The sequence below is a fragment of the Labilibaculum manganireducens genome, from assembly GCF_963665805.2.
Lineage (GTDB): Bacteria > Bacteroidota > Bacteroidia > Bacteroidales > Marinifilaceae > Labilibaculum > Labilibaculum manganireducens.
The window spans coordinates 2,086,842-2,102,418 of sequence record NZ_CAXXEE010000003.1; the positions used below are offsets into that span (position 1 = coordinate 2,086,842).

Annotated in this window: 7 protein-coding genes and 1 CRISPR repeat array; of the genes, 6 read left to right on the plus strand and 1 reads right to left on the minus strand. The window is 37.1% G+C overall.

The window, feature by feature from the left end; all coding sequences use genetic code 11:
- Positions 1-26 precede the first annotated feature (26 nt).
- The 5 genes from cas9 (at position 27) to ACHZAX_RS08030 (ending at position 13,280) form a co-directional block, all read left to right on the plus strand.
- Entirely contained in the window at positions 27-4,184 is a 4,158-nt protein-coding gene (gene cas9 / locus ACHZAX_RS08010; RefSeq protein ID WP_320018701.1) for a type II CRISPR RNA-guided endonuclease Cas9, read from the plus strand.
- A gap of 18 nt (positions 4,185-4,202) precedes the next feature.
- A complete protein-coding gene (gene cas1, locus ACHZAX_RS08015) occupies positions 4,203-5,129 on the plus strand; it encodes a type II CRISPR-associated endonuclease Cas1 (protein ID WP_320018702.1) in 927 nt (308 codons plus the stop codon).
- Positions 5,098-5,436: a CRISPR-associated endonuclease Cas2 gene (gene cas2, locus ACHZAX_RS08020; RefSeq protein ID WP_320018703.1), complete on the plus strand. Its 339-nt coding sequence runs from the start codon at positions 5,098-5,100 to the stop codon at positions 5,434-5,436. Before cas1 ends, cas2 begins: the two co-directional genes overlap by 32 nt.
- A gap of 162 nt (positions 5,437-5,598) precedes the next feature.
- A CRISPR array of direct repeats spans positions 5,599-10,956; the repeat unit is 47 nt; unit sequence GTTGTAAGTCAACACATCAAAGATACATTCTGTAAGCAAATCACAAC.
- A gap of 1,159 nt (positions 10,957-12,115) precedes the next feature.
- On the plus strand, positions 12,116-12,748 hold the full coding sequence (locus tag ACHZAX_RS08025; protein ID WP_320018704.1) for a hypothetical protein: 633 nt from the start codon (positions 12,116-12,118) through the stop codon (positions 12,746-12,748).
- Between the two features lie 166 nt (positions 12,749-12,914).
- On the plus strand, positions 12,915-13,280 hold the full coding sequence (locus ACHZAX_RS08030; RefSeq protein WP_320018705.1) for a group I truncated hemoglobin: 366 nt from the start codon (positions 12,915-12,917) through the stop codon (positions 13,278-13,280).
- Between the two features lie 219 nt (positions 13,281-13,499).
- Here ACHZAX_RS08030 and ACHZAX_RS08035 read toward each other — a convergent pair whose 3' ends face one another.
- The gene (locus ACHZAX_RS08035; protein ID WP_320018706.1) at positions 13,500-13,844 is read right to left on the minus strand and encodes a hypothetical protein; all 345 of its coding nucleotides are present in this window, start codon (positions 13,842-13,844) and stop codon (positions 13,500-13,502) included.
- 259 nt (positions 13,845-14,103) lie between these two features.
- On the opposite strand from ACHZAX_RS08035, the gene purT reads away from it, so the two are divergent.
- On the plus strand, positions 14,104-15,273 hold the full coding sequence (gene purT / locus ACHZAX_RS08040; RefSeq protein ID WP_320018707.1) for a formate-dependent phosphoribosylglycinamide formyltransferase: 1,170 nt from the start codon (positions 14,104-14,106) through the stop codon (positions 15,271-15,273).
- Positions 15,274-15,577: the final 304 nt, after the last annotated feature.

Below are 15,577 nucleotides of genomic sequence, written 5' to 3' on the forward strand. Positions count from 1 at the left end.
AACAATATATTAAACATACAATAGCCATGAAAAAAATTTTAGGACTCGATTTAGGAACTGCCTCTATAGGATGGGCTTTGGTGAATGAATCAGAAAATAAATCGGAACAATCTGAGATTATAAAATTAGGAGTTAGAGTTAATCCATTAAGTACCGATGAACAAACTGATTTTGAAAAGGGAAGGCCACTATCAATAAATGCTGATAGAACCTTAAAGCGTGGTGCTCGAAGGAACCTGCAGCGATTTAAACAAAGACGAGCGAATCTCATTGAGATTTTAGAATCAATTAATTTTATATCGAAAAACACTGTACTTAATGAAGACGGTAAAGATTCTACCCATGAAACCTGCAGATTGAGAGCAAAGGCGGCTGTTGATAAAATTGAAAAGGCTGAATTTGCGAGGGTTTTATTGGCTATTAATAAGAAGAGGGGATACAGAAGTAGCCGGAAAGCAAAAAATGAAGACGAAGGAAGTTTAATTGACGGCATGGCTATTGCAAAAGAGCTTTACGAAAATCAATTAACCCCAGGACAATTTGTGTTCAATTTATTGGAGAAAGGGAAAAAGTATATCCCGGATTTTTATCGCTCCGATTTGCAGAATGAGTTTGATGCAATATGGAATTTCCAAAAGCAGTTTTACCCTGAAGTATTAAATGATGAACTATATCAGAAATTGCAAGGGCAGGGACAGCAAAATAGCCGCAAACTTTTCCTTGCAATACATCAGATTTATACTGCAGAGAATAAAGGGAAACGAGATGAAGTGAAAAAACAGCATTATCAATGGAGAAGTGAAGCTCTTACCATTCAACTGCCTGTAAATGTAGTTGCCTATGTACTTGTTGAGATCAATAACAATCTAAATAAATCAAGTGGTTACTTGGGGGCTATAAGTGATCGAAGCAAAGAGTTATATTTTAACAAGGAAACTGTTGGACAGAATTTGTACAGACAGCTTCAAAATAATTTTCACACAAGTTTAAAGAATCAAGTGTTTTATCGCCAGGATTATTTAGATGAGTTTGAGAAAATATGGGAAACTCAGGCGAAGTACTATTTAGAACTCAAACCAGAAGTAAAGGAAGAAATACGTGATGTGATCATATTTTACCAGCGTAAGCTAAAATCGCAAAAGCATTTAATAAGCAACTGTGAGTTTGAAAAAAATCATAAGGCAATTCCGAAATCATCTCCATTGTTTCAGGAATTTAAAATTTGGCAATTACTAAATAACCTTCAATTACAGAATAAAAAATCGAAAGAGGTTGTAGTTTTGGATGTAGATGCAAAGCAACATTTATTTGAAGAACTTAACCTCAGAGGAAATCATACTGCCGATGATGTTTTAAAAGTTTTAGGCTTGCCTAAAAAAGAATGGACACTTAATTATAAAGAGGGGATTGATGGCAATAGAACGAATCAGGCTTTGTACAATGTTTATCAGCAGATTGCAGAATACGAGGGATATGGTTTCGATTGGGCAAAAAAATCTGCACAGGAAATAAAGGAGGAATTAAAACAAATTTTTTTACAAATAGGAATTAGTACAGCAATTTTAGAATTTAATTCGGATATCGATGGGACTGCTTTCGACAAACAGGTCTCCTATCAGTTATGGCACTTGTTGTATTCGGCCGAGGACGATGATAAGATAAATGAACAAGATAAATTGCTTTATGGCAATTCGAATGTTGCTTTAAAGAAAAAGTTGAATCTGACGTATGGATTTAAGCCTGAATATGCCAATATGCTGGCCAATATTAGTTTACAGCCCGATCATGGGAGTTTAAGTGCCAGAGCAATAAAAAAGATTATTCCGTTTTTAAAAGAAGGGCATGAGTTTTCGGAAGCCTGCAAGCTGGCAAAATACAACCATTCCCATTCATTAACGAAAGAAGAATTAGCCGGCAGAACTTTAAAGGATATTTTAGAATTGTTGCCGAAGAACAGTTTGCGGAATCCTGTTGTGGAAAAGATATTAAATCAAATGGTGAATTTAGTGAATCAGGTGATTGAAACTTATGGAAAACCGGATGAAGTTCGAATCGAATTGGCGCGGGAATTAAAAAAATCAGCAAAAGAAAGAGCTTTGGCAACCACAAATATTAATGCTGCTAAAACCAAACATGAAGGAATTAGTAAATTATTGCAAAAAGATTTTGGAATAAAGAATCCTACCCGCAACGATATTATTCGCTATAAACTTTACGAAGAGTTAAGTGAAATGGGCTATAAAACTCTTTTTACAAATCAATACATTCCCAAAGACAAACTATTTTCAAAGGAAATTGATATTGAGCACATCATTCCTAAAGCAATATTGTTCGATGATTCTTTTTCCAATAAAACTCTGGCATATCGAAATGTAAATTTAGCTAAGGCCGATTCTACTGCGATTGATTTTATTACAAATACCTATTCTGATGACGTACAGAATTATAAGAACAGAGTGGAGAGTTTATATAAGGCAGGTAAAATATCGAAAGCAAAATATAACAAATTGCTGATGCAGGAAAAGGACTTGCCTGATGGATTTATTGAACGAGACCTGCGAAATAGCCAGTATATTGCTAAAAAGGCAAAACAAATGTTGCAGGAGGTTGTGCGAACAGTGAATACAACAACAGGAAGTATTACTGATAAATTGCGCGAAGATTGGGACTTGATTAATGTAATGAAGGAGCTGAACTTGCCCAAATACCGTGCATTGGGATTAACAGAAATGCAGGAACGTAAGGAAGGTAAAGCGGTAGAGCAAATTATTGATTGGACCAAACGAAACGATCACCGTCATCATGCTATGGATGCATTAACAGTTGCTTTTACTACCTACGATCATGTGCAGTATTTAAACAATTTACATGCATCGCGTAGTAAGGAAAGCGATTTGTATGGAATTCGTAATAAAATTACAAAGCAGTATGAAACAAAAAATGGCAATTCGAAACGGAAGTTTGTTGTTCCTCTTCCTAATTTCAGAACCGAAGCAAAGAATCATCTCGAAAGTGTTTTAATTTCAATTAAAGCCAAAAATAAGGTGGTAACGAAAAATAAAAATAGAATTAAGCAAAAGGGTGCCGATCATTTTGTGGAGAAAATTCAATTAACTCCGAGAGGACAATTGCATAAAGAAACTGTTTATGGGAAAATACAGGAACAAATTGTAAAAGAGATAAAAATAAGTGCAAAATTAGATTTGGAAACCATTAACAAGATTACCAAACCTAAATATCGTGAAGCTTTACTAAAACGCTTGGCCACATTTGGTAACGATTCTAAAAAAGCATTTGCTGGTAAGAATGCTCCTGCAAAGAATCCTATTTATTTGGATGATGCAAAAATAGAAATAGTACCTGAGCAAGTGAAAATTCAGGATGTTCAGGATAATTACACAATAAGAAAAGAGATTGGCCCCGATTTAAAAATTGATAAGGTAATTGATGCTGGTATAAAAAGAATTTTTCAGGAACGCTTGGAAGAATACAACGGAAATGCAAAAGAGGCTTTTTCGAATTTGGAGAAACGACCAATTTGGTTGAACAAAGAAAAAGGAATTGCTATAAAACGAGTTTGTATTAGTGGGGTTAGCAATGCCGAAGCCTTGCACGATAAAAAGGATAATCAAGGTAAATTAATCGTAAGCGAAGGTGGAAAAACGCAGCCAGTTGATTATGTAAGTACCGGGAACAATCACCACGTGGCAATTTATAAAGATGAAGAAGGAAAATTGCAGGAACAGGTGGTTTCCTTCTACGAAGCAGTTGCACGTGTAAATGCGGGTTTGCCAATTATCAATAGGCAATACAAAGAAAAAGAGGGATGGCAATTCTTATTTACGATGAAACAGAACGAATATTTTATATTTCCTTCGAAAGATTTTGATACTAAGGAGATTGACTTACTAGCGAAGGAAAATGCGAAACTGATAAGCCCTAATTTGTTTAGAGTTCAGAAAATTTCTACAAAAAATTACTTGTTCACTCATCATCTAGAGACAAAAGCTATTGATGGTGCAATATTAAAGACTAAAAAGCAACTTTCTAAAGTAACTTATCATTTTCTTCAAAGTACTGAACCATTAAGAGAATTAATTAAAGTAAGAATAAATCATATTGGAGAAATTGTACATGTTGGAGAAGAGGTTTATCAAAAACAAGAATTGGAATTGAGTATGTGAAATTAAAATAATAGTATCATGATTAAACGCACACTGTACTTTGGGAATCCTGCCTATTTGCGCAGGGAAGACGGGCAGTTGAAAGTTTTGATGCCCAAAGAAAAATCTGAACTTGCCAGTATTCCCATCGAGGACATTGGAGTGATGGTTCTTGATCATCCACAGGTAACACTTAGTCAGGCTCTACTCTCTTACCTGGTGTCGAGCAATGTGGCGTTGATTTCCTGCAACGAAAAACATCATCCGGTGGGTTTGTTTTTACCCCTGGATGGTAATTCGGTGCAGAGCGAACGTTTTAAAGTGCAGTTGGATGCCAGCGAACCTTTAAAAAAGCAGTTGTGGGCACAAACCATAGGGGCTAAGGTCGAAAATCAGGCTCGTTTACTGGAGCATTTTGATCTGGATGCCAAGCAACTGTATGCCTTGCTGCCACAAATAAAATCGGGTGACAGCGATAATGTAGAGGCAAGAGCAGCAAAGATTTATTGGGGAGCTTTGTTCGAAAATCATGATTTTGTACGCGAGCGTTTTGGCAATGTGCCCAATCCGCAATTGAACTACGCCTATGCCATTATGCGGGCCTGTGTAGCCCGTGCTTTGGTAAGTTCGGGTATGTTGCCCACTTTGGGTATTTTTCATCGCAATAAATACAATGCCTACTGTTTGGCCGATGATATTATGGAGCCTTACCGACCCTACTGCGACGAATTGGTTATGCAGCTATTTTACGATGGCGAACTTACCGACGAAAAGCTGACTAAGGATCAGAAGGCTAAAATACTGAGTGTTTTAACCACCGATGTAGTATTTGCAGGCAAAAAGAGTCCCTTACTGGTGGGCATTAGCCGCACCACCAATTCGCTTTACGAATGCTTTGCCGGCGATCGGCGAAAAATAATTTATCCTGAGTTTTATGACAGAGTACGCACTAAGTCAGTACCGTAACATGTGGGTGTTGGTTTTTTTCGACCTGCCCACCGAAACGAAAAAGGAGCGAAAGGCTGCCGGTAAGTTTCGAAAAGAACTGCTGCAGGATGGTTTTACCATGTTTCAGTTCTCGATATACATGCGCACCTGCCCCAGCAGAGAAAATGCTGAAGTGCACAGCAAAAGGGTGAAACAATCGCTACCCGAGCACGGACATGTGGGCATACTCAAAATTACCGACAAACAATTTGCTATGATGGAACTCTTCTACAGTCAGCAGACTGCTGATAAACCCGAAGTGGTTCAGCAATTGCAACTTTTTTAATTGTGATTGCGAGGAGATACGACGAGGCAATCTGTCAAATAAACAGGTATGCAGGATCAAAAAAATGAATACAAACTAAAAAACCGAAGCTTTACAGCCTCGGTTTTTTCAATTCTAATGTGTTTTACAACTTGCTGGTAATAAGCTTATTTCCTTTGATAGGTTGTAAGTCAACACATCAAAGATACATTCTGTAAGCAAATCACAACAAGGTGGTGTAACGTTAGTAATTTAGAAGAGTTGTAAGTCAACACATCAAAGATACATTCTGTAAGCAAATCACAACTGGAAGTAGAGAGGCTTCCGTTTACGGTAAGTTGTAAGTCAACACATCAAAGATACATTCTGTAAGCAAATCACAACAGTTTAAGGGGCTGCAGTAATCTTGAATCGGTTGTAAGTCAACACATCAAAGATACATTCTGTAAGCAAATCACAACTAATTGGTATGATCCAAGCGAAGAAGATTCGTTGTAAGTCAACACATCAAAGATACATTCTGTAAGCAAATCACAACAATAACATATATCTTTCACTATTTGGTGGAGTTGTAAGTCAACACATCAAAGATACATTCTGTAAGCAAATCACAACACATTCACACCAGTCGCATTATCGAAAGTGGTTGTAAGTCAACACATCAAAGATACATTCTGTAAGCAAATCACAACTAGGCTAGATTGACCGTTAAAAAGGTATTCGTTGTAAGTCAACACATCAAAGATACATTCTGTAAGCAAATCACAACTACCTTCTAAAACACATTGTTCTAGCATTTGTTGTAAGTCAACACATCAAAGATACATTCTGTAAGCAAATCACAACATACTCAAAGCAATCAAATCTAACTTTAACGTTGTAAGTCAACACATCAAAGATACATTCTGTAAGCAAATCACAACTAAAGACCGTGCGCTATTGGGATAAGGCCGGTTGTAAGTCAACACATCAAAGATACATTCTGTAAGCAAATCACAACTAATTTACCTAACGTTAGATCAGAAGATCTGTTGTAAGTCAACACATCAAAGATACATTCTGTAAGCAAATCACAACACCAAACCATCAATTCCGACCTATACATAAGTTGTAAGTCAACACATCAAAGATACATTCTGTAAGCAAATCACAACGGAGCGTAACCGTTAATATTAATTACCGATGTTGTAAGTCAACACATCAAAGATACATTCTGTAAGCAAATCACAACTTCTGGCCGGAGAGCCTGGAACCGGAAAAAGTTGTAAGTCAACACATCAAAGATACATTCTGTAAGCAAATCACAACCATGAGTCAATAGGTTTAGATGTTATCATTGTTGTAAGTCAACACATCAAAGATACATTCTGTAAGCAAATCACAACGGTGTTTGGGTGAGTGAAAAAATAAGCTCTGTTGTAAGTCAACACATCAAAGATACATTCTGTAAGCAAATCACAACAGTCACTGCAATATTCCTGAAAATTACACCGTTGTAAGTCAACACATCAAAGATACATTCTGTAAGCAAATCACAACCATCGGGGGCTATTGCGGTGAATTCCCTTGGTTGTAAGTCAACACATCAAAGATACATTCTGTAAGCAAATCACAACTAAGCGCACCTAATGGATTTTATGTATCAGGTTGTAAGTCAACACATCAAAGATACATTCTGTAAGCAAATCACAACACAGTCGCATTTAACGCTATCGTAGTGTTAGTTGTAAGTCAACACATCAAAGATACATTCTGTAAGCAAATCACAACAGCAGTACACTTGGGAATTTTCAGACGGTGTTGTAAGTCAACACATCAAAGATACATTCTGTAAGCAAATCACAACAGAAAGCGGAGGCAATTGCAAACGAAAAATGTTGTAAGTCAACACATCAAAGATACATTCTGTAAGCAAATCACAACAACCTCTCCATTGTCACCAAAACCGATGTAGTTGTAAGTCAACACATCAAAGATACATTCTGTAAGCAAATCACAACACAACCCAGTCACTAGATTTCTTAGCGCCTGTTGTAAGTCAACACATCAAAGATACATTCTGTAAGCAAATCACAACTTAGCAGCTCACACAGGAGCAAAGCGAATCGTTGTAAGTCAACACATCAAAGATACATTCTGTAAGCAAATCACAACCAGCAATGGTATCACTTGTTAATATTGTAAGTTGTAAGTCAACACATCAAAGATACATTCTGTAAGCAAATCACAACCAGGAAATGAGTGATTACTATTTTGGCACTGTTGTAAGTCAACACATCAAAGATACATTCTGTAAGCAAATCACAACACATCGACCTCACTTTTTTCTAACCATTTAGTTGTAAGTCAACACATCAAAGATACATTCTGTAAGCAAATCACAACGGGAGTACGGAAAGAATCAAAGCGACTCTTGTTGTAAGTCAACACATCAAAGATACATTCTGTAAGCAAATCACAACTTAAATCAAATTGACCGTTGAAAAGATACTGTTGTAAGTCAACACATCAAAGATACATTCTGTAAGCAAATCACAACTTCCCCGACTAAAATTGTAAATACGCTCAAGTTGTAAGTCAACACATCAAAGATACATTCTGTAAGCAAATCACAACAGGTTTTTGCAACGTTAATTTTATATATAAGTTGTAAGTCAACACATCAAAGATACATTCTGTAAGCAAATCACAACTTACTTCGACTACTATTCTCGAGTTAAGACGTTGTAAGTCAACACATCAAAGATACATTCTGTAAGCAAATCACAACTGAACGTAAGTTCAACAAGTATCTGTACAGTTGTAAGTCAACACATCAAAGATACATTCTGTAAGCAAATCACAACGGCAGAAAGCTTGTCGTATGACCCCTCAAGGTTGTAAGTCAACACATCAAAGATACATTCTGTAAGCAAATCACAACTATATTGAATCAAATATTGGCTACAATAGCGTTGTAAGTCAACACATCAAAGATACATTCTGTAAGCAAATCACAACACCGTATGATTAGAAATGAAACTGTAAATAGTTGTAAGTCAACACATCAAAGATACATTCTGTAAGCAAATCACAACTATCTACATCAAATGAATAGTTCTGTCCGTGTTGTAAGTCAACACATCAAAGATACATTCTGTAAGCAAATCACAACACCGTTGCGCCGTCTGAATTAACTTGCTTTGTTGTAAGTCAACACATCAAAGATACATTCTGTAAGCAAATCACAACCGGTGATGAATTTGTTCACGCCGGAATAAAGTTGTAAGTCAACACATCAAAGATACATTCTGTAAGCAAATCACAACTACTTCTGTTTTTATTCAACAAGTTCATACGTTGTAAGTCAACACATCAAAGATACATTCTGTAAGCAAATCACAACCGGCAAAAGAAAAGTCAGCGATATTCTGGTGTTGTAAGTCAACACATCAAAGATACATTCTGTAAGCAAATCACAACTAAACCGGAAGACACCGGATTCAGAAGTTGGTTGTAAGTCAACACATCAAAGATACATTCTGTAAGCAAATCACAACTCATGAAACACAATGTTGAATCAAGACTGTGTTGTAAGTCAACACATCAAAGATACATTCTGTAAGCAAATCACAACAAAGCGTCAAAAGGCAATTGACACGGAATTGTTGTAAGTCAACACATCAAAGATACATTCTGTAAGCAAATCACAACCCGTCATAAAGGTATAAATAAGCGCGTCCTGTTGTAAGTCAACACATCAAAGATACATTCTGTAAGCAAATCACAACGCATTGATGATGTGGACACCAAGAAGCGATGTTGTAAGTCAACACATCAAAGATACATTCTGTAAGCAAATCACAACACCTACCGTGGTAAGTCTCGATACCTGCAAGTTGTAAGTCAACACATCAAAGATACATTCTGTAAGCAAATCACAACACAGATTATGAACGAGAAAAATACTTTAAAGTTGTAAGTCAACACATCAAAGATACATTCTGTAAGCAAATCACAACGGAAACAGCATTAGGGGTAAAATAAGAGACGTTGTAAGTCAACACATCAAAGATACATTCTGTAAGCAAATCACAACGAGAGCTCGCGCCGCTTCACCTGCACCTTCGTTGTAAGTCAACACATCAAAGATACATTCTGTAAGCAAATCACAACGAGAACTCCTTGTTAAAGGCGGATCTTGCAGTTGTAAGTCAACACATCAAAGATACATTCTGTAAGCAAATCACAACACTCGCCAAAATGATACAAATAAATCACGCGTTGTAAGTCAACACATCAAAGATACATTCTGTAAGCAAATCACAACCACCGGGGTGGGTGGGGAAAGGACAAAGTTGTTGTAAGTCAACACATCAAAGATACATTCTGTAAGCAAATCACAACGTCCTGTAGTGATGTGTTTATGCCTCCTATGTTGTAAGTCAACACATCAAAGATACATTCTGTAAGCAAATCACAACCCACTAAGGCAGCTATTAACGAAATGCAGGGTTGTAAGTCAACACATCAAAGATACATTCTGTAAGCAAATCACAACTGGTCAGGGCTGTTGCAAGTCTGCAACTAAGTTGTAAGTCAACACATCAAAGATACATTCTGTAAGCAAATCACAACACTACGCTTGAAAATAAAATAGATAATTTAGTTGTAAGTCAACACATCAAAGATACATTCTGTAAGCAAATCACAACTAGTAGCCTGGCCGTGCTCGGTATCTGGTCGTTGTAAGTCAACACATCAAAGATACATTCTGTAAGCAAATCACAACAAAGTAGCAAACATACCCCTAAGGTCGAACGTTGTAAGTCAACACATCAAAGATACATTCTGTAAGCAAATCACAACCCTTTGTCGGTACAGTTATTTTCTTTCGAGGTTGTAAGTCAACACATCAAAGATACATTCTGTAAGCAAATCACAACTTGCTCTAATGCTGTATTTGTTCCAGTTACGTTGTAAGTCAACACATCAAAGATACATTCTGTAAGCAAATCACAACAGCATCAGCATAGTAATGTATCACAAATTTGTTGTAAGTCAACACATCAAAGATACATTCTGTAAGCAAATCACAACACTATTACGATGATTACGATAATGGTTATCGTTGTAAGTCAACACATCAAAGATACATTCTGTAAGCAAATCACAACCCAGCCGGCTGAATTGATGGCTCAACAGTCGTTGTAAGTCAACACATCAAAGATACATTCTGTAAGCAAATCACAACGTTGTCTGTACACAACTTAAAACTAAATTAGTTGTAAGTCAACACATCAAAGATACATTCTGTAAGCAAATCACAACTACCGCCGGCGTCAATAGTGCCAGCTATAAGTTGTAAGTCAACACATCAAAGATACATTCTGTAAGCAAATCACAACGAATCGGCACCAGGGAAACGAAGCAAGTGGGTTGTAAGTCAACACATCAAAGATACATTCTGTAAGCAAATCACAACTATCAGCACCTGCTTGAAAGTGCCGACTGTGTTGTAAGTCAACACATCAAAGATACATTCTGTAAGCAAATCACAACTAAAAGAATACGAAGAAGTAACTGGGCTAAGTTGTAAGTCAACACATCAAAGATACATGAATTGATAAATAAATTCAAATTAAGGAATCATAGAACATGTTACTGTAAGCATATGTCTATGGTGCTTGTTTTTAAATAATTGCTAACAGGAAATAGTAATTGCAGAAGGAGTGAAATGAGGCTAAAGCAAAACAATAGGAATATTTTAATTACAGTTGGCTAAAGCCAAACTGCAATAGAGTAAAAAACACAAAGCATTTATTGACAAAAGGAAAAAAGGATTTATTGCAGTTGCTTTCAAGCAACTGATAACAATAAATTTTTAAAATCAGGCTTTAGCCTCATAAAATAAACAATATGCCTTCGCGCAAGGTTGAAATACCCAAATGATGTGCCATTTGCCCTGTTGCATGTCGGTTTTAGAATACTTTGTGTGTAATGCATCGGTGCCACTCAGAAACCATCTTTTGCGTTTTAGTTTGGCTCTCAGGAAACTTTCAAATGGCATTTTACAACTTTCAAAATGCATTTTGCGATTTGTCCTTGACGAAAATGGGCACAATTTGGCTCATTTGAAGCACCAAAAATGCCAAAATTAGCCTCTAAAACGTCTCCTGCAAATTCAAACGGGTCTTTTGCAAATTGTAAAATGTCTTTTGCAATTTGCAAAATGGTACCATTTGTTCGAAAAAAGCACTTACAGGGTATATTTTTTACAAAAACAAAATTTGCTGTTAACAATCAATAAAATCAAACCTTTCAGACTAAGTGATGCATATAAATTAGTTAACAAAACAGATTAAATATTACAAAACGTCATTTTTTGGGTTTCCTGCCTGAAAACCAGATAAAAGTCTGTGTATTAAACAGTAGTAATATGGAATAAAAGTGTTGATTTATTGGGCATCGCCTTGTTTAGGTTTTTTGGAAACTTAACCATATATTATTTTGCTTTTTGATTTATAAAAAATGAACTAAAAATATGCCAATTGAGCCGTTTCTAAAACAATAAATTTTCAGCCTGAAAGCCCTGTGTTTTTGCGATGTTAAGTAGTTTGAATAAAAATAATATCATAAAAAAACATATATTTATAAAAAATGTTTTCTAGCTTTAGTACAGCATCCTGAAGAATATGTTTAATCAAAAAATATTAATAAGATGGCACAGATAGTCATAAAAAAAGATTTTATAGAGCACAATGAGGCTGGTTTTGCCCGTAAGAGAGACAATTTTTTGGCCAAGGCGCCTCAATTGGTTACCGATGGACTTTTGCCCAAAGAACCAACTGATTCTATTATACAAGAGCTTCAGGTGGATAAAACACGCTGCGACCAGAAAAATGCAGATCAGAAAATAGCCCGTGATTCCCGCACTATTTATGTTGCAGGCCATAACTCTGTTGAAAAATCATTACGGGAGTACAAAAAAATTATTGATCTTACGCCGGGCATTACTCCTGAATTAAAACTGGAATTGGGTTTGGTGAATGAAAACAAGGTAGAGTCGACCACCAGCAAAAAACCAGATCTGAAAGGAAGAGAAGTGGGGGGTATTCCTCACCTAAGTTTTACTAAATTTCCCATGGATGGCATTATGCTGTACGGCAAAATAAACGATGGAAATTACGATTTTCAGACCAGTGTAAAAGGATCGGATTTTGAAGATACCCGTCCGCGGGTAAATGCAAAACTCACCGAGGTTAGAGAATATTATGCCTATTACATGTACGCAGGTAAAAAGGTGGGCAAACAATCGGAGATCATTCGGGTAGTTCTTAATCCCATCGAATAATCAGGATCGATGGTTTAAAATCCAAGTAGTTTCAGTATGCTTTAAGCTTGTGTTCGTTCGCTAAAATTGGTGAGCGGACACAGCCTTATAAATAAGATTTTTGTATTGACTTTGGCGGGTGGAAAGCTTAACTTCTTGTTTATTTACTAAAAGAGGAGGAAAGAAGATGAGCGGAACACTTTACGAACGATTAGGCGGAACAGAGGGAATTACCAAAATTGCCAATGATGTTGTTGATTTGCATTTGCTTAATCCGGCAATTGCTGTAAGGTTTACAAATGCCAAGGCTGATGTGAAAGCGATGAAGAATGGAGCTGCAACTTTTTTGATGGCAGGTACGGGTGGTCCGGATTTGTACAAGGGTGCCGATATGCTGACAACACACAAGGGAATGAATGTTAGTGAAAAGGAGTTTGTTGAGGTTATGGCTGACGTGATGAAAGCTATGGATATGAATAATATCGGTCAGCGGGAAAAGGAAGAAGTACTTTTTGTTCTTTTTAGCATGAGAGAGGAAATTGTTGCTGTATAAATTATTTCTGAAGCAAAGAAAGAGGGTGTTCAAAAAAGAATTGTTTTGTGCTAAAATGAAGTTCAGTTTTACTCCAGTCTTTAAAAGGAAGACTGAGTTTTAAAGACTTTCCTTAAGAAAATTTAGGGGTAAAAGTCGCTGAATAGCTTAAGATTCTACTTTTTTAGACATCCTCTTTTTTATGGAGAAAAACAAACACGAAGAGATCCTGTTGATATCTTAATCTCTGATGCGGTCAATCAATTTCCGTATATCTTCCATTGTTTTTGCAGTAGTCCCGTCATTTGTTATTCTTTTCACTGTGGTTTTTCCGGGCGATTTCATTCTTTGTACCTTTACAGGCTTATACATGCGGGCACGTGCTTGTTGTTCCTCTCTTTTTTGTACAATTAATTCCAATCTTTTTAATTGTTTGATTCTTTTTTCTTCTTTTTCCTTTGCAATCCGTTCGGCTCTGCAATTGTAATAGTCCTGTATAACTTCTTCGCTGTCTTGCTGCAGATAATTTTGTTTGGTTTTAAGAAAGTTGAAAAACTCTGTAAGGGTATTGTATTCTTTACTCATAGTGCTTTATTTATATACGGATGACTTAAGAAGATGAATTGTCTTGCTAAATTTAAACATTAATTTGAGATACTGTTTTATTTGATCAATCAAATTTCGTTTTTTTCTGCAAATTGAGTGGTATTGGTCTGCATTAAATTGCCTCTAAAGGTTGAAAAAGCGATTTGTTCTGCCCGGTTTTCGAAAAATAGAATGTAATTTTGCACTTCTTACTACTTGGTAACCATTAAAAATCCATTTATAAACCGAAAGTAATTTTATGGTAAAGAAGATTTTGCTGTTGGGCTCAGGAGAGCTGGGAAAAGAATTTGTGATTGCGGCACAGCGTTTGGGACAAAATACAGTTGCTGTTGATAGTTATGCTGGAGCTCCTGCCATGCAGGTTGCGGATGCATTCGAGGTAATTAATATGCTCGATGGTGATGCGCTCGATTTGGTTGTAGCCAGACATCAACCGGATTTAATTGTACCCGAAATTGAAGCCATTCGTACCGAACGCTTTTATGAGTACGAGAAACAAGGCATTCAGGTAGTTCCGAGTGCAAAAGCCGCCAATTTTACCATGGACAGAAGAGCAATCCGCGATTTGGCCGCAAAGGATCTGGGAATCAGAACTGCAAAATATTTGTATGCCGGTTCGTTGGAGGAGATGTATGCTGTGGTGAAAGAGGTTGGAATGCCTTGCGTAGTGAAACCCCTGATGTCATCATCAGGAAAAGGGCAGTCGGTAATTAAATGCAAAGCTGATATTGAAAAGGCCTGGAACATTGCCGGTTCTAAGGGACGTGGTGATTCCGGGGATGTGATTGTAGAAGCATTTGTGAACTTTATTTCGGAGATTACCTTGCTTACCGTTACACAGAAGAATGGTCCTACCTTATTTTGCCCGCCGATTGGTCATGTTCAGGAACGTGGTGATTATCAGCAAAGCTGGCAGCCGGCTGCAATTTCCGGTGCAGATGTAAAAGCAGCTCAGGAAATGGCTGAAAGGGTTACCCGCGAACTGGGAGGAGCAGGTCTTTGGGGTGTAGAATTCTTTATTTGCGAAGATGGAGTTGTATTTTCAGAATTATCGCCCCGTCCGCACGATACCGGCATGGTTACTCTTGCAGGCACTCAAAATTTTAGTGAATTCGAACTGCATTGCCGTGCTGTTTTAGGATTACCAATACCTGAAATTACATTGGAAAGAGTAGGAGCGAGTGCTGTTATTCTGGCACAGAGCGAAGGAGTTAATCCATATTTTGAAGGTTTGGAGAAAGCAGCAGTTTATCCCAAATCTGATTTGCGTTTGTTTGGCAAACCAAGCAGCCGCGAATACCGTCGCATGGGGGTGACTTTAGCCTACAATTCTATCGGTACAGATGTTTTTACCTGCGTAGATCAGGCCAAAGAAATGGCGGCTTTAATTAGGGTGAAGAATAAGTAAGAAAGAAGGGTCTTGAAGGGGCTTGGGGTCTGGAAGAGTCGAAAGGTCTGGAAGGATCCAAGTCGATTGTAATAATTCTCCCATTTTAAGGGGAGATGCCGACAGGCAGAGGGGTGTGTTTGATGAAGTCTGGAAGAGTCGAAAGGTCTTGAAGAGTCTTGAAGTATCCAAGTCGATTGTAATAATTCTCCCATTTTAAGGGGAGATGCCGACAGGCAGAGGGGTGTGTTTGAAGAAGTCTTGAAAAGTTGTGAGTTAAAAAAAAAGAAGAGGATATTCATTTGTTTGAACATCCTCTTTTTGT

Bases quoted from the DNA above. Each gene is read 5' to 3' on its own strand.
- cas9 (WP_320018701.1), top strand. From the start codon at position 27: ATGAAAAAAATTTTAGGACTCGATTTAGGAACTGCCTCTATAGGATGG.
- cas1 (WP_320018702.1), top strand. From the start codon at position 4,203: ATGATTAAACGCACACTGTACTTTGGGAATCCTGCCTATTTGCGCAGG.
- cas2 (WP_320018703.1), top strand. From the start codon at position 5,098: ATGACAGAGTACGCACTAAGTCAGTACCGTAACATGTGGGTGTTGGTT.
- ACHZAX_RS08025 (WP_320018704.1), top strand. From the start codon at position 12,116: ATGGCACAGATAGTCATAAAAAAAGATTTTATAGAGCACAATGAGGCT.
- ACHZAX_RS08030 (WP_320018705.1), top strand. From the start codon at position 12,915: ATGAGCGGAACACTTTACGAACGATTAGGCGGAACAGAGGGAATTACC.
- ACHZAX_RS08035 (WP_320018706.1), bottom strand. From the start codon at position 13,844: ATGAGTAAAGAATACAATACCCTTACAGAGTTTTTCAACTTTCTTAAA.
- purT (WP_320018707.1), top strand. From the start codon at position 14,104: ATGGTAAAGAAGATTTTGCTGTTGGGCTCAGGAGAGCTGGGAAAAGAA.